The organism is Streptomyces sp. NBC_01498 (genome assembly GCF_036327775.1).
In the GTDB taxonomy this organism is placed as follows: Bacteria; Actinomycetota; Actinomycetes; order Streptomycetales; family Streptomycetaceae; genus Streptomyces.
The window spans coordinates 1,776,573-1,794,281 of sequence record NZ_CP109598.1; the positions used below are offsets into that span (position 1 = coordinate 1,776,573).

General features: G+C 72.0%; 18 protein-coding genes and 5 tRNA genes. 6 read left to right on the forward strand and 17 right to left on the reverse strand.

The genetic code is table 11. The features are described 5' to 3' along the window. Positions 1 to 184: 184 nt before the first annotated feature. The 3 genes from recG to OG875_RS07305 form a co-directional block, all read right to left on the reverse strand. Complete coding sequence (gene recG / locus OG875_RS07295) at positions 185 to 2,416, reverse strand: ATP-dependent DNA helicase RecG (RefSeq protein ID WP_330173407.1); 2,232 nt, start codon at positions 2,414 to 2,416, stop codon at positions 185 to 187. 147 nt (positions 2,417 to 2,563) lie between these two features. Beyond that, positions 2,564 to 2,899, reverse strand: a complete 336-nt coding sequence (locus OG875_RS07300) for a cupin (RefSeq protein WP_330173408.1) — start codon at positions 2,897 to 2,899, stop codon at positions 2,564 to 2,566. Positions 2,900 to 3,090: 191 nt separating this feature from the next. Next, entirely contained in the window at positions 3,091 to 4,899 is a 1,809-nt protein-coding gene (locus OG875_RS07305; RefSeq protein WP_330173409.1) for a DAK2 domain-containing protein, read from the reverse strand. A 219-nt stretch (positions 4,900 to 5,118) separates the two neighbouring features. Here OG875_RS07305 and rpmB point away from each other — a divergent pair, with 219 nt between their 5' ends. Then, a complete protein-coding gene (gene rpmB, locus OG875_RS07310) occupies positions 5,119 to 5,304 on the forward strand; it encodes a 50S ribosomal protein L28 (protein ID WP_003957616.1) in 186 nt (61 codons plus the stop codon). 248 nt (positions 5,305 to 5,552) lie between these two features. Here rpmB and thiD read toward each other — a convergent pair whose 3' ends face one another. Together thiD and OG875_RS07320 are read right to left on the reverse strand one after the other, a co-directional pair. Continuing rightward, positions 5,553 to 6,449, reverse strand: a complete 897-nt coding sequence (gene thiD, locus OG875_RS07315; RefSeq protein WP_330173410.1) for a bifunctional hydroxymethylpyrimidine kinase/phosphomethylpyrimidine kinase — start codon at positions 6,447 to 6,449, stop codon at positions 5,553 to 5,555. An 89-nt stretch (positions 6,450 to 6,538) separates the two neighbouring features. After that, positions 6,539 to 7,501, reverse strand: a complete 963-nt coding sequence (locus OG875_RS07320; protein ID WP_330173411.1) for a thiamine-phosphate kinase — start codon at positions 7,499 to 7,501, stop codon at positions 6,539 to 6,541. Positions 7,502 to 7,764: 263 nt separating this feature from the next. On the opposite strand from OG875_RS07320, the gene OG875_RS07325 reads away from it, so the two are divergent. Beyond that, a complete protein-coding gene (locus OG875_RS07325; RefSeq protein WP_330173412.1) occupies positions 7,765 to 7,998 on the forward strand; it encodes an Lrp/AsnC family transcriptional regulator in 234 nt (77 codons plus the stop codon). 20 nt (positions 7,999 to 8,018) lie between these two features. Further along, on the forward strand, positions 8,019 to 8,504 hold the full coding sequence (locus OG875_RS07330; RefSeq protein WP_443079073.1) for a DUF3515 domain-containing protein: 486 nt from the start codon (positions 8,019 to 8,021) through the stop codon (positions 8,502 to 8,504). Between the two features lie 104 nt (positions 8,505 to 8,608). Here the strand turns inward: OG875_RS07330 and OG875_RS07335 are convergent, their stop codons facing one another. Genes OG875_RS07335 through OG875_RS07345 form a run of 3 tightly spaced genes read right to left on the reverse strand, consistent with a single transcriptional unit; the run spans position 8,609 to position 11,551 of the window. Further along, positions 8,609 to 9,766: a D-alanine--D-alanine ligase family protein gene (locus OG875_RS07335; protein ID WP_330173413.1), complete on the reverse strand. Its 1,158-nt coding sequence runs from the start codon at positions 9,764 to 9,766 to the stop codon at positions 8,609 to 8,611. 34 nt (positions 9,767 to 9,800) lie between these two features. Further along, positions 9,801 to 10,802, reverse strand: coding sequence for an NAD(P)H-dependent glycerol-3-phosphate dehydrogenase (locus OG875_RS07340; protein ID WP_330173414.1), 1,002 nt, complete (start codon positions 10,800 to 10,802; stop codon positions 9,801 to 9,803). After that, entirely contained in the window at positions 10,799 to 11,551 is a 753-nt protein-coding gene (locus OG875_RS07345; RefSeq protein ID WP_330173415.1) for a lysophospholipid acyltransferase family protein, read from the reverse strand. The genes OG875_RS07340 and OG875_RS07345 overlap by 4 nt, the downstream gene beginning before the upstream one ends. 262 nt (positions 11,552 to 11,813) lie before the next feature. Between OG875_RS07345 and cofC the strand changes: the two genes are divergently transcribed. Together cofC and OG875_RS07355 are read left to right on the forward strand one after the other, a co-directional pair. Further along, positions 11,814 to 12,482, forward strand: a complete 669-nt coding sequence (cofC, locus tag OG875_RS07350) for a 2-phospho-L-lactate guanylyltransferase (protein ID WP_330173416.1) — start codon at positions 11,814 to 11,816, stop codon at positions 12,480 to 12,482. A 70-nt stretch (positions 12,483 to 12,552) separates the two neighbouring features. Further along, entirely contained in the window at positions 12,553 to 12,753 is a 201-nt protein-coding gene (locus tag OG875_RS07355) for a hypothetical protein (protein WP_330173417.1), read from the forward strand. A gap of 101 nt (positions 12,754 to 12,854) precedes the next feature. Here the strand turns inward: OG875_RS07355 and OG875_RS07360 are convergent, their stop codons facing one another. The 4 genes from OG875_RS07360 to leuC form a co-directional block, all read right to left on the reverse strand. Continuing rightward, the gene (locus tag OG875_RS07360; protein ID WP_330173418.1) at positions 12,855 to 13,514 is read right to left on the reverse strand and encodes an HU family DNA-binding protein; all 660 of its coding nucleotides are present in this window, start codon (positions 13,512 to 13,514) and stop codon (positions 12,855 to 12,857) included. A gap of 142 nt (positions 13,515 to 13,656) precedes the next feature. Then, positions 13,657 to 13,884, reverse strand: a complete 228-nt coding sequence (locus tag OG875_RS07365) for a hypothetical protein (protein WP_330173419.1) — start codon at positions 13,882 to 13,884, stop codon at positions 13,657 to 13,659. 104 nt (positions 13,885 to 13,988) lie between these two features. Next, positions 13,989 to 14,597, reverse strand: a complete 609-nt coding sequence (leuD, locus tag OG875_RS07370; RefSeq protein ID WP_330173420.1) for a 3-isopropylmalate dehydratase small subunit — start codon at positions 14,595 to 14,597, stop codon at positions 13,989 to 13,991. Between the two features lie 6 nt (positions 14,598 to 14,603). Further along, positions 14,604 to 16,028 carry a 3-isopropylmalate dehydratase large subunit gene (leuC, locus tag OG875_RS07375; RefSeq protein ID WP_330173421.1) on the reverse strand — a complete coding sequence of 475 codons (1,425 nt, stop codon included), beginning with the start codon at positions 16,026 to 16,028 and terminating at the stop codon, positions 14,604 to 14,606. Positions 16,029 to 16,210: 182 nt separating this feature from the next. On the opposite strand from leuC, the gene ndgR reads away from it, so the two are divergent. Continuing rightward, positions 16,211 to 16,927 carry an IclR family transcriptional regulator NdgR gene (ndgR, locus tag OG875_RS07380; protein ID WP_330173422.1) on the forward strand — a complete coding sequence of 239 codons (717 nt, stop codon included), beginning with the start codon at positions 16,211 to 16,213 and terminating at the stop codon, positions 16,925 to 16,927. Between the two features lie 205 nt (positions 16,928 to 17,132). Here ndgR and OG875_RS07385 read toward each other — a convergent pair. The 5 genes from OG875_RS07385 to OG875_RS07405 all read right to left on the reverse strand — a co-directional run bounded on the left by OG875_RS07385 (position 17,133) and on the right by OG875_RS07405 (position 17,620). Further along, positions 17,133 to 17,205: transfer RNA gene (locus OG875_RS07385), tRNA-Glu, on the reverse strand. Between the two features lie 19 nt (positions 17,206 to 17,224). Beyond that, positions 17,225 to 17,296 (reverse strand) — tRNA-Gln (locus OG875_RS07390). 26 nt (positions 17,297 to 17,322) lie between these two features. Continuing rightward, positions 17,323 to 17,395, reverse strand: a tRNA-Glu gene (locus tag OG875_RS07395). 61 nt (positions 17,396 to 17,456) lie between these two features. Then, positions 17,457 to 17,529: transfer RNA gene (locus OG875_RS07400), tRNA-Glu, on the reverse strand. A 19-nt stretch (positions 17,530 to 17,548) separates the two neighbouring features. Then, positions 17,549 to 17,620: transfer RNA gene (locus tag OG875_RS07405), tRNA-Gln, on the reverse strand. Between the last annotated feature and the right edge of the window lie 89 nt (positions 17,621 to 17,709).

Genomic DNA, 17,709 nt, shown 5'->3' on the forward strand with positions numbered 1-17,709 from the left:
CGGTTCGGGGACGTACGCGGGTACGGGGAGGTCACGCGGCGGGTTCGCGTGGGGCGTGGGGGCGGCGGGCGAGGGTGCGTGCGCTCCCCCCACGATATGGCGTGGCTCCGGGCCCGGCCCGCCGGGAGCACCCGCCGGGACCGGGCGGGGCCGTGGGACGCCGGACGGGGCCCTGCGGCCCCGTTCAGCCCTTGTCGAGATACCGCTCCCGCTCCGCGTCCAGCAGGGCGTCCAGGGCCGTACGCAGCTCCGGGAGGCCGTCCAGCTCCGGGTCCTCGGCGACCACGGTCACGGCCTCCTCCCTGGCCGCCGCGATGATCTCCTCGTCCTCGATGACGGCGAGCATCCGCAGCGAGGAGCGGACCCCGGACTGGGCCTGGCCGAGGACATCGCCCTCACGCCGCTGTTCGAGGTCGATACGGGAGAGCTCGAAGCCGTCGAGGGTCGAGGCGACCGCGCCGAGCCGGGCCCGTGCGGGGCTCGCCTCCGGCATCTCCGAGACGAGCAGGCACAGCCCCGGGGCGGAGCCGCGGCCCACCCGGCCGCGCAGCTGGTGCAGTTGCGAGACGCCGAACCGGTCCGCGTCCATGATGACCATCGCCGTGGCGTTGGGGACGTTGACGCCGACCTCGATGACGGTCGTGGCGATCAGCACGTCCACCTCGCCGGCGGCGAAGCGGCGCATCACGTCGTCCTTGTCGTCGGGCTGCATACGGCCGTGCAGCACCTCCACACGGAGGCCGGCCAGCGGTCCGGCGGCGAGCTGCTTCGCGATGTCCAGCACGGCCAGCGGCGGGCGCCTGTCCGCGTCCGCCCCCTCCGCGCCCCCCGTTTTGGCCGGCTTGCCCGCCGTGGCCGTCTTGGCCGCCGCCTTCTTCTTCGGTTCGTCCTCGCCGTCACCGATCCGGGGGCAGACCACGTACGCCTGGTGCCCCTTGCCGACCTCCTCGCGCACCCGCTCCCAGGCGCGGGCCAGGAAGTGCGGCTTGTCCTGGGCCGGGACGACATGGGTGGCGATGGGGGAACGCCCGGCGGGCAACTGGTCCAGGACGGATGTCTCCAGGTCGCCGAAGACGGTCATCGCGACCGTACGGGGGATGGGCGTCGCCGTCATGACCAGCAGATGCGGCGGCTGCTTGCCCTTGGAGCGCAGCGCGTCACGCTGCTCGACACCGAAACGGTGCTGCTCGTCCACGACAACCAGGCCCAGGTCGTGGAACAGCACCTTGTCCTCGATCAGCGCGTGCGTACCGATCACCATCCCGGCCTCACCGGTGGCCAGGTCGAGCAACGCGTGCCGCCGCGCCGCCGCGCCCATGGAGCCGGTGAGCAGCACCACCTTGGTGGCGTTCTCCGCGCCGCCTAGCATGCCTCCCTCGGCGAGCTCGCCCATCATCTCGGTGATCGAACGGTGGTGCTGCTGGGCCAGAACCTCGGTCGGCGCGAGCATCGCCGCCTGGCCGCCCGCGTCCACCACGGAGAGCATCGCGCGCAGGGCCACCATCGTCTTGCCGGAGCCGACCTCTCCCTGAAGGAGGCGGTGCATCGGGTGCTCGGTCGCCAGATCGCCGAAGATCTCGTCCGTGACCTTCGTCTGGCCCTCGGTGAGGGTGAAGGGCAGCGTCGCGTCGAAGGCGTCGAGCAGGCCACCGGCCACCGGCCGGCGGGCCACCGCCGGGAGTTGGGAGTCCGCGTGCCGGCGCCGGGCGAGGGCGACCTGGAGCACGAACGCCTCGTCCCACTTGAGCCGGTCCCTGGCCTCGGCGACATCGGCCTGGGTATGGGGCCGGTGGATCTTCAGCAGGGCCTCGGGGAGGGTGACGAAGCCGCGTCCCGCGCGGAGCGTCGGCGGCAGCGGGTCGACGGCCTCGGCGGCTCTGGGCAGCACCGCGTCGACCGCCTTGGTGATCTTCCAGGACTCCAGTCCCCGGCAGGCCGGGTAGATCGGGATCAGCTTGCCCGCGAAGTCGTCCACCGCCTCGTCGCCGCTGTCCGTGCCGAGCGGCACATAGGTGGGATGGGCGAGCTGGAGCTTCCGGTTGAACATCGAGACCTTGCCGGCGAACATGCCCCGGCTGCCGGGCAGCAGCTCCTTGTGCGGTTTGTGGATGCCCCGGCCGAAGAAGACCAGTTGGAGCCGGCCGCTGCCGTCGGTGAGGGTGATCTCCAGCCGCTGGCCCCGGCCGCCGTTGAACTTCAGGACGCGGGAGTCGGCGACCTGGGCGACGACCGTGACGTCCTCCTCCAGGGGAAGGTCGGCGAGACGGGTGAGCCGGCCCCGCTCCTCGTACCGCCTCGGGTAGTGGTGCAGCAGATCACCGACCGTGTGCAGGTCGAGCTGCTCGGCCATCACCTTCGCGGTGGCGGGGCCGAGGGTCTTCGTGAGTGATTCATCCAGCGCGGACACACGATCCATTGCACACCACGTCACCGACATCCGTCGCACACCTGTGGACAACTCCCTGTTGCCCGGCGGGTCGGGGTGCCTCGGCGGCGGGTCGGCCACAGTCCCACGGCGGTCGACGGCCGGTCGACAGCGGTTCAGGGGCGGTCGAGGGCGGGGTCAGCCCTGTGACGGCCGGACGCGGGTGACGGCGGTGAGCAGGACGGCGGAGTCCTCCAGGGCCTTCAGACCGTGCCGCTCGTGCGGGATCGGGCCCACCTGGCCGGCGATCATGTCCTGGTCGCCGGACTCCTTCGTCAGCCGCACCCGGCCGTGGAGGACCTGGAGACTGGCCGCCGGGGGCGCGTTGTGCTCGTCGAGGGACGCGCCGGAGGTGAGGGCGATGACCGTCTGCCGCAGCGGTCCGTCGTGGAGGAAGAGATGCGCGCTGCGGCCGTGGGCGCTGGCGCGCGCGTCGTCGATCTGATGGCGGGCGAGTGCGGTCAGGTCGTCCATCGGTGGGCCTCTCACCTCGGGCGGTACGCGCGTCTGTCCTGGTGCGCCTACCCCCCATCGTCACAGGTACGGCCCCCCGTGCAAGCCGTACGCCGGGCGCCCCGTACGCGCGGTGGCGGCCCTCCCTCCTTACGGAGGCGGGTGCGTCACGCCGCCTTCGGTACATGGGCGAGGTGCGCAACCCGGTGCCCCTACTCCACGCCGATCAGCAGCGGCGCCGACTGACGGCCGCCCTGGTAGACCACCGTGTCCACGGCGAGGTGCCCGCCCCGTACGTGTCGCTCCAGCCGCTCCGCGAGGGTGCCGGGCACGTCCTGGCCGAGGACGAGGGTGACCAGTTCGCCGCCCGCCGACAGCATCCGGTCCAGGACGGTCTCGGCGATGGCGGTGAGGTCGGTGCCGATCACCGCGACGTCGCCGTCGATCAGGCCCAGCAGGTCGCCGGCCTGGCAGATACCGGCCATGGTCCAGGACTGCCGCTCCGCGACGGCGACCTCGGCGTAGCGGGTGGCGCCGGCCGCGGAGGTCATGGCCACCACGTCCTCGTCGAAGCGGCGGTCCGGTACGTGCACCGCGAGCGCGGCGAGGCCCTGCACGGCTGCCCTGGTCGGGATGAGGGCGACACGGATGCCTTCCGCGCGGGCCTGTTCGGCGGCAGCGGCGGCGGTGTGGCGCAGTTCCGTGTCGTTCGGCAGGAGCACCACCTCGTGCGCGTGGGCGCGGCGGATGGCGTCGACCAGTTCGCCGCTGGCGGGCGGCTCTCCGGGGCGGGCGAGCACCGTCGTGGCCCCGGCCTCGGCGCAGAGCCCGGCGAGGCCCTCGCCGGGGACGACGGCGACGACGGCGCGCTGTGCGCGCTCCCGCCGGTGTCCGGCGGCGGCGCCGAAGTGGGTGATACGGATCCGGTACGGGCGGCCCGCCTCGACACCCGCCTCGACGGCGGCGCCCGCGTCGTCGACGTGCACGTGCACGTTCCACAGCCCGTCGCCGCCGACGACCACGAGGGAGTCGCCGAGGGAGTCGAGCCTGCGGCGGACGCGGGCGATGCCCGCCTCGTCCGTCTCCAGGAGGTAGATCACCTCGAAGGCGGGGCCGGCGGGGGCGTCGTCGGCGTCGCAGGACTCCACGACGGCGGGGAGGTCGTGCGGGCGCGGGCCCGGTGCGACGGGGGACGGCGCGTCGCCCGTGACCGCTTCCACGAGCGCGGCCAGGACGACGAGCAGGCCCCGTCCGCCGGCGTCCACGACGCCGGCGCGGCCGAGGACGGCCAGCTGGCCGGGGGTCGCGTCGAGGGCGGTACGGGCGGCGGCGTACGCGGCGTGGAGCACCGGCCCGGCGCCGTACACCGCGCCGCCGTCCGCGTCCGCGCGCCCGCTCCCGTCCGCGGCGTCCTCAGCGTCCTCGGTCGCGCGCGCCGCGGCATCCGCCGCCGACGACGCCACGGTGAGGATCGTTCCCTCGACGGGATGGGCGACGGCCTCGCGGGCCAGCCCGGCCGCCCGGCGCAGCGCTCTGGCGAGGTGGTCCCCGCCGCCCCGCGGCGCCCCGTCGCGGCCCGTCGCGCCCGCCCCGTCACCCCGCGCCCGCCTTCCGGCACCGCCCTCGCCCTCGCCCTCGCCCTCGCCCTCGCCCTCGCCCTCGCCCAGGATTTCGGCCATGCCTCGCAGCAACTGGGCAAGGATGGTGCCCGAGTTCCCCCGTGCGCCGATCAGCGCGCCGTGCGCCATGGCCCGTACGGCGTCGGGCAGGTCCGGCACGGACACCCCCGTCGCGTGCGCGTCGAAGACGGCCTCGACGGCCTGGGCGGCGGACTCCACGGTCAGATAGAGGTTGGTGCCGGTGTCCCCGTCGGCGACCGGATAGACGTTGATCGCGTCGATCTCCTCACGGTCCCGGCCCAGGGCGTCCAGCGCCAGCGAGCACCAGGTACGCACCGCTGCGGCGTCGAGGGTCTGCGGCACCTGGGGGTCCTCCTTGGCGGCCTGGACTGTGAGCTGCACCGCAGAGTAGTCCGCCCGGACCGTCGTGGCAGGTGGGAAGGGGGGCGGGACGAGGGCGGGTCCGGTCGTGGTAGTTTCGTTCAACCGGCTGGCGCGTTGTATGCTCCTCCGGTTGCCCGGCGAGAGTCGGGCCTTCTCCCCCGGCGCAGCCGATCTCAGACACTGAGTCTGCCACGCCGGAATTCACCGTAAGTGCATCTGAAGTCTTTGGAGTGACCCGTGGCTGCCAACTGCGACGTCTGCGGCAAGGGGCCGGGCTTCGGCAACAACATTTCGCACTCGCACCGCCGTACGTCCCGTCGCTGGAACCCGAACATCCAGCGCGTGCGTGCCGTGGTCGGTCGGACGCCGAAGCGGCTCAACGTCTGCACCTCGTGCATCAAGGCCGGCAAGGTCTCGCGCTGACGTTCTCGTCGTAGCGCAGCCCCTGCGGTTGCCTTGAAAGCCGGTCCACCTCGGTGGACCGGCTTTTTGTCGTGCCCGCGCGGGCACCCGCCCCCGGTGCCGCAACCGCGCGACTCCCTGGCCCGTGCCTCCGTGACTCCGCGCTCAACTCCGGGTCTCAACTGCGGCACCGTGTTCCGGTAGTTGAGCCCCTACCCCGGGCTCCGCGCACCCCGCGCTCCTTACCTCCGTGCGCCCGACGCCGCCCCTCAGCGGAAGCGCCAGGCGTGGTCCACGGGGCCGATGCCGCCGCCCAGCGGAAACCCGGCCGCGATGGCGCCCGTCACATACTCCTTCGCGGCGACGACGGCCTCCAGGACCCCCTGCCCGCTCCCCAGGCCCGCCGCGATCGCCGAGGCGAGCGTGCAGCCGGTCCCGTGCGTGTGCCGGTTGTCGTGGCGCGGCGCCCGCAGCCAGTGCTCCTCACCGCCGTCCGTGAGCAGGTCCACGGCGTCCCCCGGCAGATGCCCGCCCTTGATCAGCACCCAGCGCGGTCCGAAGCCGAGTACGGCGCCCGCGGCGCGCCGCATGCCGTCCTCGTCCCGTACCTCCACCCCCGTCAGCTGGGCCACCTCGTCCAGGTTGGGGGTGGCGACGGTCGCCGCCGGCAGCAGCCGTTTCCGTACGGAGTCCAGTGCCGACGCCGCGAGCAGCGGGTCCCCGTGCTTCGAGACGCCGACCGGATCGACCACCACGGGGGCGTCGGTCCCCGCGAGAAGTCCGGCCACGGTCTCCACCAGCGCCGCCGACGCGAGCATGCCGGTCTTGACGGCCTGGACGCCGATGTCGTCCACGACGCTGCGGTACTGGGCGCGTACCGCCTCCACGGGTAGTTCCCAAGTGCCCTGCACGCCGCGCGAGTTCTGCGCCGTGACGGCCGTGAGGACGCTCATGCCGTGCACACCGAACGCCAGCATGGTCTTGAGGTCGGCCTGGATGCCCGCGCCGCCGCCCGAGTCGGACCCGGCGACGGTGAGGACACGGGCCGGGACACGCGCCCGAACACGGGGGGCCGCCCGACCCGACGGAGCGCGCGCGGACCCGGCCGAGGACGCGGAATACGCGGCGGGCCCGGCGGACTCGGAGGGCTCGGAGGATGTCGGCATGCCCCGAATCTACTGGCCGACGGGGCGCCCCTCCCCCGTACCGCCGAATCCGCCCCGTGCCGCCCCGTGGCCCGCCCCGTGCCCTTCCGCTACTCCGAGTCGCCGAAGTGGTCCCAGCCGCCCTTGCTCGTCCACGGCGCCCCGTCGACCGTCACCTGAGGCAGCGCCGACTGGTTGAGGACCTCGCCGATCACCTTCCACCGCGCGGGCAGTTTGGCGTCCGGCGGGAACGTCGCGACGATCGCGTGGTCCTCGCCCCCCGTCAGCACCCACTGGAGCGGATCCACCCCCACCGCCTGCCCGATGTCGTTCATCTGCGACGGGATGTCGATCAGCCCCGACCGCAGGTCGATGCGGACCTTGCTCGCGTCGGCGATGTGCCCGAGGTCCGCGACGAGGCCGTCGCTGACGTCCGTCATCGCCGTCGCGCCGAGCCCCGCCGCCGCCGGCCCCGCGTGGTACGGCGGTTCGGGACGCCGGTGCGCCTCGACAAAGGCACGGGGTGACCGGAAGCCGCGCGACAGCACCGCGTGCCCCGCCGCGGACCAGCCCAACCACCCGGTGTACGCGACCACATCGCCCGGCCGCGCCCCCGCCCTGGTCACCGGCTCGTGGTTGCGCAGGTCGCCGAGCGCGGTGATCGCGAGGGTGATCGTCTCGCCCCGTACGACATCGCCGCCGACCACCGCGGCGCCCGCGACCTGGCACTCGTCGCGGATGCCGTCCATCAGCTCGGTGGGCCAGGTGACGGGAAGTTCGGCGGGCACGACCAGGCCGAGCAGCAGCGCCGTCGGGACCGCCCCCATCGCCGCGATGTCGGCGAGATTCTGCGCGGCGGCCTTCCTGCCCACGTCGTACGCGGTCGACCAGTCGCGCCGGAAGTGCCGCCCCTCCAGCAGGATGTCGGTGCTCGCCACGACCCTGCGGTCGGGTGCGGCCACCACCGCGGCGTCGTCGCCCGGCCCGAGCCGGACCGCCGGAGTGGTGGTGAGCCGGGAAGTGAGCTCCCTGATGAGTCCGAACTCCCCCAACTCGCCCACGGTGCCCTTCACCGAGTCCCACCTCTCGTCGTGCGGCCGGCCGATCCGGCCGTGCCGCTTCTCCGGCCGGGATTCCGGCCCCCTGCGTCGGCCGCGTGCCCGCGGTCGCGGACCGCCGTCGCCGCCGGTGGCGCCGACGCGCACGCCGGTGTCACCGCTCCGTGCCTCACACCGCGGGTGCCGCCGGGTGCCCGGGTCTCCCCGCGGCACTGGGTGACGCGATACCGTGGCGTCCCTTCCCCCCACAAGATCCTCGTGGCCGCCCTGGAGGTTCCGTGGTACAGGCGTACATCCTCATTCAGACCGAGGTGGGCAAGGCGACGACCGTCGCCGAGACCATCGCGAAGATCCCCGGCGTGATACAGGCCGAGGACGTCACCGGCCCCTACGACGTGATCGTGCGGGCGCAGTCCGACACCGTGGACGACCTCGGCCGCCTGGTGGTCGCCAAGGTCCAGCAAGTGGACGGCATCACCCGCACCCTGACCTGCCCGGTCGTGCACCTGTAGCCCCCGTCTACGCTTGGCCGGTGACCCCTTCGACGCGCAGGCTATCCGGCCCCCGACTCGCCCGTCTGCCCGCCGTCCTCCTGCTCGCCGTGACCGGGGGCTGCTTCTCCCCGGACGCCTCGCCCGCGGTGCCGGTTCCCGGCCCTCCGGCCGAGGAGGCGGCGCTGTGCCGCGCACTGGACAAGGAGTTGCCGACGACCGTGGCGGGACACGACCGGAGCGATCCGGAGCCGGGTTCCGCGCTGACGGCCGGGTGGGGGGACGCCGCGATCGTACTGCGGTGCGGCGTCCCCCGCCCGGAACGGATGAGTGACCCCCAGGCGGACGCCGTGGACGTCGACGGGGTCAACTGGCTGGTCGAGGAGCGGGATTCGGGGCCGCGGTTCACCACCACCTACCGCGAGGCGTACGTGGAGGTCACCCTGGACGAACGCTTCCGGCACGACATCGGCCCGCTCGCGGACTTCGCGGCACCGGTCGCCGACACGGTGCCCCCCAGCCTCTGAGAAACCAGCCTCGGAGACCCCGCCCCGCGCGGGCCCCGTCCCGTGAGCCCCGTACCGAACCGCGCCGCGCCGGGCGGACGGGCCCCGGGCCCCGGGGCCGATCCTCAGCGCAGTCCGGTGGGGCGGCGCAGCGCCGCCTGGATGAGGCGGTCGATCAGCTCCGCGTAGTCCACGCCGCTCTCCTGCCACATCCGCGGATACATCGAGATCGGCGTGAAGCCCGGCATGGTGTTGATCTCGTTGATGACGAACCGGCCGTCCTCCGTGAGGAAGAAGTCGGCGCGGACGAGCCCCTCGCAGGACACCGCGTCGAACGCCTCGACGGCCAGCCGCCGTACCTCGGCCGTCTGCTCCTCCGTAAGAGGCGCGGGCACCAGACCGGTGGCGGCGTCGATGTACTTGGCCTCGAAGTCGTAGAACTCGTGCGACGTGACGGGCGGGATCTCGGCGGGCACGCTCGCGCGCGGCCCGTCCTCGAACTCCAGTACCCCGCACTCGATCTCCCGGCCGCGCAGCAGCGACTCGACCAGGATCTTGGGGTCGTGGCGCCGGGCCTCCTCGATCGCGGCCTCCAGCCCGTCGAGGGCGTCGACCTTCGTGATGCCCATGGAGGAACCGGCGCGGGCGGGCTTCACGAAGAGCGGCCATCCGTGCTCGGCGGCGAAGTCCACGATCTTGCGCCGGGCGGCGGACGGGTCCTGCTCCCACTCGCGCGGGCGGATCACCTCGTACGGCCCGACGGGCAGCCCGTACGAGAGGAACACCCGCTTCATGTACTCCTTGTCCTGGCCGACGGCCGACGCCAGGACCCCCGCGCCCACGTACGGGACGCCGGAGAGCTCCAACAGCCCCTGAAGGGTGCCGTCCTCGCCGTACGGGCCGTGCAGCACCGGGAAGACCACGTCGACCTCGCCCAGCGCCTTGGGCACGGAGCCCTGCTCGCTGTAGACGACCTCGCGGTTGCCGGGGTCCACGGAGAGGACGACGGTGCCGTCCGTCGACTCGGCCAGTTCCTCGACGCTCGGCAGCCTGCGGTCGGCGATCGTCATCCGGCCGGGCTCGTCGGCGGTGAGCGCCCAGCGCCCGTCCGGGGTGATGCCGATGGGCAGCACGTCGTACTTCGTCCGGTCGATGGACCGCAGCACGGCGCCGGCCGTGACCACCGAGATGGCGTGCTCGGAGCTGCGGCCGCCGAAGACGACCGCCACACGCGGCTTGCGGGGCTGCCGCTCAGGGTTCTGGGGGAGGTTCTCGCTGCTCATATCGCGATGAGGTTACCCGCTGACCGGCGCGGAGTCAGCGGCGTTCGGGCTTGGCACTGCGCGCCATCAGCTCCTTCACGGCGACGAGCGGGGGCTTCCCCTCGTGGACGATGCTCACGACGGTTTCCGTGATCGGCATGTCGACGTCGTGCCGCCGGGCCAGATCCAGCACCGACTGGCAGGACTTGACGCCCTCGGCGGTCTGCTTGCTGGCCGCGATCGTCTGCTCCAGCGTCATGCCGCGGCCCAGGTTGGTGCCGAAGGTGTGGTTGCGCGAGAGGGGCGAGGAACACGTCGCGATCAGATCGCCCATTCCGGCGAGTCCGGAGAAGGTGTGCGGGTCGGCGCCCATCGCCAGCCCCAGCCGGGTGGTTTCGGCGAGACCGCGCGTCATCAGTGACGCCTTGGTGTTGTCGCCGAGTCCCATGCCGTCGGCGATGCCGACCGCGAGGCCGATCACGTTCTTGACGGCGCCGCCGAGTTCGCAGCCGACCACGTCGGTGTTGGTGTACGGGCGGAAGTACGGGGTGTGGCAGGCCGCCTGGAGCCGGTTGGCGACGGCCGCGTCGGTGCAGGCCACGACGGCCGCGGCGGGCTGCCTGGCGGCGATCTCGCCGGCCAGGTTGGGTCCGGTGAGGACGGCGACCCGGTCGGCCGGCGCCTTGGCCACCTCGCCGATCACCTCGCTCATGCGCTTCGCGGTGCCCAGTTCGACGCCCTTCATCAGCGAGACGAGGACGGTGTCCGGGGGCAGCCGCGGGACCCAGTCGGCGAGATTGGCGCGCAGTGTCTGCGAGGGGATGGTGAGGACGGTGAACTCGGCGCCCCTGGCCGCCTCCGCCGGGTCGGTGGTGGCCCGCACCGAGGAGGGCAGTTCGGCGCCCGGCAGATACTCCGGGTTGGAGCGGGTGTTGTTGACGGCGTCGACGACCTCGGCGCGGCGGGCCCAGAGCGTCACCTCGCACCCCGCGTCCGCGAGAATCATGGCGAACGCCGTGCCCCACGATCCCGTCCCGAAGACCGCGACGCGCGTCACTTCAACCCCTCTTCCGCGGCCTTGCGCCGCTTCTCTTCCAGAATCCTGCGGTGGTCGTACGGTGCGGCGGGCACCGGTTCGCCGCGTACCTCGGCGAGCAGTTCGGTGATGGCGGCCATGATGACCTCGGTGACCTCACGGAGCAGTTCGGGCGTCGGGTCCTTGCCGTAGAAACGGGAGAGGTCGACCGGCGGGCCCGCCTGTACGCGCAGTGTCTGGCGCGGAAGGAGGCGGACCCGGTTCACCTTGGCGTACGGCGGTATCGCGAGATTGGCGCCCCACTGGGCGACGGGAATGACGGGCGCCTTGGTGAGGAGGGCGACGCGCGCGGCCCCGGTCTTGCCGGTCATCGGCCACATGCGGGGGTCGCGGGTGAGGGTGCCCTCGGGATAGAACGCGACGCATTCCCCGCGTTCGACGGCGTCCACGGCGGCCCGGAAGGCGTCCAGTGCGTTGGAGCTCTCGCGATAGACCGGGATCTGTCCGGTGCCCCGGAGCATCATCCCGACGAAGGGGACGTCGAAGAGTCCGGCCTTGGCGAGCAGTCGCGGCACCCGCCCGGTGTTGTACTGGAAGTGTCCGTAGGAGAGGGGGTCCAGAGCCGAGTTGTGGTTCACCGCGGTGATGAATCCGCCGTGCGCCGGAATGTGTTCCATTCCCCGCCAGTCCCGCTTGAACAGAACGACCAACGGCGGTTTCGCGATGACCGCTGCCAGGCGGTACCAGAAGCCGATTCTGGGGCGGGGCACTCGGACACCTTTCTCTGTGGCCTGGCTCGGGCCGGCCTTGCTGGGGGTCAAGTGTCGCCCCATGCCTCTGCTCTGTCGAGGACACCGTACGCCCCGGCGCGCGGAGCGGAACTGCGGGATCGGTCGGCCTTTCCCGGCGCGTGGCGGGCTCCCCTCCGCGCCGTACGCCGCGGTCGGGCCACAATAGGGCGCATACGAGGGCTGAACGCGTAAGGACGGAGCGCACGCCACGAACACCGACCCGACCGCCCCCTGGTCCCTGGTGGTCCCGCTCAAGCCGCTGGCGGTGGCCAAGAGCAGGCTCGCCGGGTCGACGGGCGAGCCGCTGCGGCCCCGGCTGGCGCTGGCGTTCGCCCAGGACACCGTGGCCGCGGCGCTGGCCTGCCCCGTCGTACGCGACGTGGTGGTCGTCACGGACGACCCGCTGGCGGCGGCCGAACTGACCGCGCTGGGCGCCCGCGCCGTCCCCGACAGCCCGGCCGCCGGGCTCAACGCCGCGCTGGCGCACGGCGCGCGGGTGGTGCGGGAGCGCCGGCCCCGAGCCGCCGTCGCGGCCCTGAACGCCGATCTGCCGGCGCTGCGTCCGGCGGAACTGGCGCGGGTGCTGGCCACCGCCGGGGATTTCCCGCGCGCATTTCTCGCGGACGCCGCCGAAATCGGTACCACTTTGCTGGCCGCGCGGGCCGGATCGGAATTGAATCCGGCATTCGGTGGCGCTTCACGGCTCCGGCATTTGTCCGCGGGGGCGGTGGAAATTGTGCTGGCCGGTGTGGATTCCGTACGGCGTGACGTCGATACGGGAGAGGACCTGCTGGCCGCCTCGGCCCTCGGGCTGGGCCCGTACACGGCCCGGCAGCGGGCGGTTCCCGGCCCCGTTCCGGGCGCCGGCGGGGCGGGTGTCACCGCTCCCGGGACCCGGCCCGCCCCCTGATCCGTTCCGCCCGACCGTCCTCGCCGATCGGTGCCGCGCGGCGGGTAGGGCGACCGATACGCTGGCGGGCATGCAGGCGACCGCGTACACCTTCGTATCCGAGACCCGCAGCGGCAGTGTGCTGCTCGACGACGGGACTCCGGTGGACTTCGACGCCGCGGCGTTCGACGCGGGCGGCCTGCGGCTGCTGCGGCCGGGCCAGCGGGTCCGTATCGAACGCGAGGGCGGGAACAGCGGGGCCGTCACGCTGGTGACGCTCCAGACCTTCTGAAGCTTCTGAGGACGGCGGGGCGCGCCGCCCAACGCCGCGGGCCGGGCTCCCCGAGGGGAGCCCGGCCCGGCGCGTGAACAGGCCCTGCGACCGCGTACCGCTCAGTTGTTCCTCGCGGTGGCCTTCTTGGCGGTGGTGGTGCGTGCGGCGACCTTTCGGGCCGGCGCCTTCTTGGCGGTCGCCTTCTTGGCCGGCGCGGTCTTCTTCGCCGTGGCCTTCTTGGCCGTGCCCGTCTTCTTGGCGGTGGTCTTCTTGGCGGCCGTGGTCTTCTTCGTGGTCGTCTTGCGGGCGGTGGCCGAGGTCTTCTTGGCGGCCCTCTTGGCGGTGCCCGCGACCACGGTCTTCCGGGCGGCGGTCTTCTTCGCCGTCGCCTTCTTGGCGGTGGCCTTCTTGGCCGCGGCCTTGGCGGTCGTCCGGGTCGGGGAACCGCCCGAGAGGCTGCCCTTGGGCGCCTTCTTGACCGCCACGTCGTTCTTCGGAAGCTTCTTCGTGCCGCTCACCAGGTCCTTGAAGCCCTGCCCCGCGCGGAAACGCGGCACCGACGTCTTCTTGACCCGCACCCGCTCGCCCGTCTGCGGGTTACGCGCGTAACGGGCCGGACGGTCGACCTTCTCGAACGAACCGAAGCCGGTGACGGAGACCCGCTCACCCGCGACGACGGCGCGGACAACCGCGTCCAGTACCGCGTCGACCGCGTCGGCCGCCTGCTGGCGTCCGCCGACCTTGTCCGCAATTGCTTCTACGAGCTGCGCCTTGTTCACGTCTTCCCCTTCGGAGACATTGCCAGAACGAAAGTGTTCAAGCTTTTCCGCACGTTAGGCAGATATATACCGCAAATCAAACACGAAACGGGCTAATCACCCTAGTGCCGCAACGAAGTCGACCCCGCGGAGTTCCGCGGCTTCAGTCGCCTTCCGGGAATCGACCCTCGTCGAGGTCCTTCATCAAGCGGTCCAGACGACGGGCCGCGTCTAAGAGATCGTGTTTGGTCGCAGCCGTGATGACCAGCAGCTTCCGGTTCAGCGCCATCCGTACGCCCTCCGGGACTTGCAGTGCGCGCACGGTTGTGTGCGCTTCCTTGAGCCGGTGCGCGACCACTCCGTAAAGGTCGAGTTGGCTGTCGCGTTCCATGCACCGATTGTGCCATCTGGGGCGAGTTGTCGCCCGACAGGGTCCCAACAACGCACTGCGCCCCCTACCCGGAGGCAGGGGGCGCAGTCGAGGAAAAGCGCTGATCAGACGGCAATTGTGCGAGGTTTGAAGGAGGGCCGGGAGCGTTCGTACGCGGCGATGTCCCCTTCGTTCTTCAGGGTGAGACCGATGTCGTCGAGTCCGTTGAGCAGACGCCAGCGGGCGTTCTCGTCAAGGTCGAAATCAGCCGTCAGTGTCGTCCCGTCGGGGCCCTCGGCGCGCACCTGGCGCGCTTCGAGGTCCACCGTCACCGCGGTGCCCGGATGGGCCTCGGTCAGCTCCCACAGGTGGTCGACGACGCGCTGTTCCAGGACGACGGTCAGCAGGCCGTTCTTGAGGGAGTTGCCGCGGAAGATGTCGGCGAACCGGGAGGAGACGACCGCGCGGAAGCCGTAGTTCTGAAGCGCCCACACGGCGTGTTCCCGGGACGAGCCGGTGCCGAAGTCCGGTCCGGCGACCAGCACCGAGGCGCCCTGTCGCTCCGGCTGGTTGAGCACGAAGTCCGGGTCCTTGCGCCACGCCTCGAACAGCCCGTCCTCGAAGCCGTCGCGCGTGACCTTCTTGAGCCAGTGGGCCGGGATGATCTGGTCCGTGTCGACGTTGCCGCGGCGCAGCGGGACGGCACGGCCGGTGTGTGTGGTGAAAGCGTCCATGACCGCTCATGCCTCCACGGGGGTGCGGGTGTCGGACAGGTCGGCGGGCGAGGCCAGGTGGCCCAGTACGGCGGTGGCGGCGGCCACCTGCGGCGACACGAGGTGGGTCCGGCCGCCCTTGCCCTGCCGGCCCTCGAAGTTGCGGTTGGAGGTCGACGCGGAGCGCTCGCCGGGCGCCAGTTGGTCGGGGTTCATGCCCAGGCACATCGAACAGCCGGCGTGCCGCCATTCGGCGCCCGCGCCGGTGAAGACCTTGTCCAGGCCCTCCGCGACGGCCTGGAGCGCGACCCGTACGGAGCCGGGGACCACCAGCATCCGTACGCCGTCGGCGACTTTGCGGCCGTCCAGGATCGAGGCGGCCGAGCGCAGGTCCTCGATGCGGCCGTTGGTGCAGGAACCGACGAAGACCGTGTCCACGGTGATGTCCCGCAGCGCCTGCCCGGCGGTCAACCCCATGTACTCCAGGGCCTTCTCGGCGGCGAGCCGCTCCGAGGCGTCCTCGTACGAGGCGGGGTCGGGGACGTGCGTCGACAGCGGCGCGCCCTGGCCGGGGTTGGTGCCCCAGGTGACGAACGGGGCCAGTTCGGTGGCGTCGATGAAGACCTCGGCGTCGAAGACGGCGTCGTCGTCGGTGCGGAGCGTGCGCCAGTACGCGACGGCGTCGTCCCAGTCGGTGCCCTCGGGGGCGTGGTCGCGGCCCCGGAGGTAGTCGAAGGTGATCTCGTCCGGGGCGATCATGCCCGCCCGCGCGCCGGCCTCGATCGACATGTTGCAGATGGTCATGCGGGCCTCCATCGAGAGCTTCTCGATGGCGGAGCCGCGGTATTCGAGGATGTAGCCCTGGCCGCCGCCGGTGCCGATACGGGCGATGACGGCGAGGATCAGGTCCTTGGCCGTGACGTCGGCGGGCAGTTCGCCCTCGACGGTGATGGCCATGGTGCGGGGCCGGGCCAGCGGGAGCGTCTGGGTGGCCAGTACGTGCTCGACCTGGCTGGTGCCGATGCCGAAGGCCAGCGCGCCGAACGCGCCGTGGGTGGAGGTGTGGCTGTCGCCGCACACGACGGTGGTGCCGGGCTGGGTCAGCCCCAGCTGGGGGCCCACGACATGGACGACGCCCTGCTCGACGTCGCCCAGCGGGTGCAGCCGTACGCCGAAGTCCGCGCAGTTCTTGCGCAGCGTCTCCAGCTGGATACGCGAGACGGGGTCGGCGATCGGCTTGTCGATGTCGAGCGTCGGGGTGTTGTGGTCCTCGGTCGCGATGGTGAGGTCGAGCCTCCGCACCCGTCGGCCGTTCTGCCGCAGACCGTCGAAGGCCTGCGGGCTCGTCACCTCGTGGAGCAGGTGCAGATCGATGAAGAGGAGGTCGGGCTCGCCCTCGGCGCGCCGGACGACGTGGTCGTCCCAGACCTTCTCCGCGAGTGTCCTACCCATCGCTTTCCCTTCGGCCGGCAGCGCCGCCGGCGGTCCTGGAGACATGTGGGGCCGGCGCCGGTGTCCCGCGCGCCCGTGTCGGCTGCGAACCCGGTTTCGGGTGCGGGCCCGTCCCTACAGGTTGACAAGTTCCCCGGAAAATTGAACTTGCGTTTCACAGAGTGAGACGCGAGTATCGTTTCATGGACAACTCTAGTGGAGTCGGCGTTCTCGACAAGGCGGCTCTGGTGCTGAGCGCCCTGGAGTCCGGTCCGGCCACCCTCGCGGGGCTGGTCGCCGCGACCGGGCTCGCGCGGCCCACGGCCCACCGGCTGGCCGTGGCCCTGGAACACCACCGGATGGTGGCGAGGGACATGCAGGGCCGGTTCATTCTCGGGCCGCGACTCGCGGAACTGGCGGCGGCGGCCGGCGAGGACCGCCTGCTCGCGACGGCCGGACCGGTGCTGACACATCTGCGGGACATGACCGGGGAGAGCGCGCAGCTCTACCGGCGCCAGGGTGACATGCGGATCTGCGTGGCCGCCGCGGAGCGCCTGTCCGGTCTGCGGGACACGGTGCCGGTCGGCTCGACGCTCACCATGAAGGCGGGCTCGTCGGCGCAGATCCTGATGGCCTGGGAGGAGCCGGAGCGGCTGCACCGGGGCCTCCAGGGGGCACGGTTCACGGCCACGGCGCTCTCCGGCGTACGGCGGCGGGGGTGGGCCCAGTCGATCGGCGAGCGTGAGCCGGGCGTCGCGTCGGTGTCGGCGCCGGTGCGCGGGCCCTCGAACCGGGTGGTCGCGGCGGTCTCGGTCTCCGGGCCGATCGAGCGGCTGAGCCGGCACCCGGGGCGGATGCACGCGCAGGCGATCATCGACGCGGCGGCCCGCCTGTCGGAGGCGCTGCGCCGGTCCGGCTGAGCGGCCACGCGGTACGGGGCGGGTGTCTCGGGTACGGGGCGGGCGCCACGGGGCGGCGGGAGGCAGTGACGGGTCCGGAGTACGGAGGCGGGGCCCGTCACCGTACGCCCGCCGGGGGACGGTCAACTCGGGCGACATGTTTCCGAGTTGGAGTGCCGGACATGCGAGAAGGCCCCCCGCCTCAGCAAGGAGCCTTCTCGTCACGTACCCCCGACCGGATTCGAACCGGCGCTACCGCCTTGAGAGGGCGGCGTGCTAGGCCGCTACACAACGGGGGCCAGCGGGTGGAGCATTGAGCTGGGCTACCAGGACTCGAACCTAGAACAACGGAACCAGAAACCGTCGTGTTGCCAATTACACCATAGCCCAAGGGTGTTCGGACCTGCGTTTCTGCGTACCCCCGACCGGATTCGAACCGGCGCTACCGCCTTGAGAGGGCGGCGTGCTAGGCCGCTACACAACGGGGGCCCTAGCGATCCTGCATCGAGATGTCCGGGTGCGACCCGGAGAAATCGGAGAGAAGGATCTGTACCCCCGACCGGATTCGAACCGGCGCTACCGCCTTGAGAGGGCGGCGTGCTAGGCCGCTACACAACGGGGGCGTTGCAGAAGAACTCTGCGCTGGGCTACCAGGACTCGAACCTAGACTAACGGAACCAGAAACCGTCGTGCTGCCAATTACACCATAGCCCACCAAAACTCAACCCCCGACATGGGGGGCTTTGTTTGGGTTTGCGCCTTCCGGTCGGACCTTGCGGTTTCCGGGCGGCGCAGGAAGAACA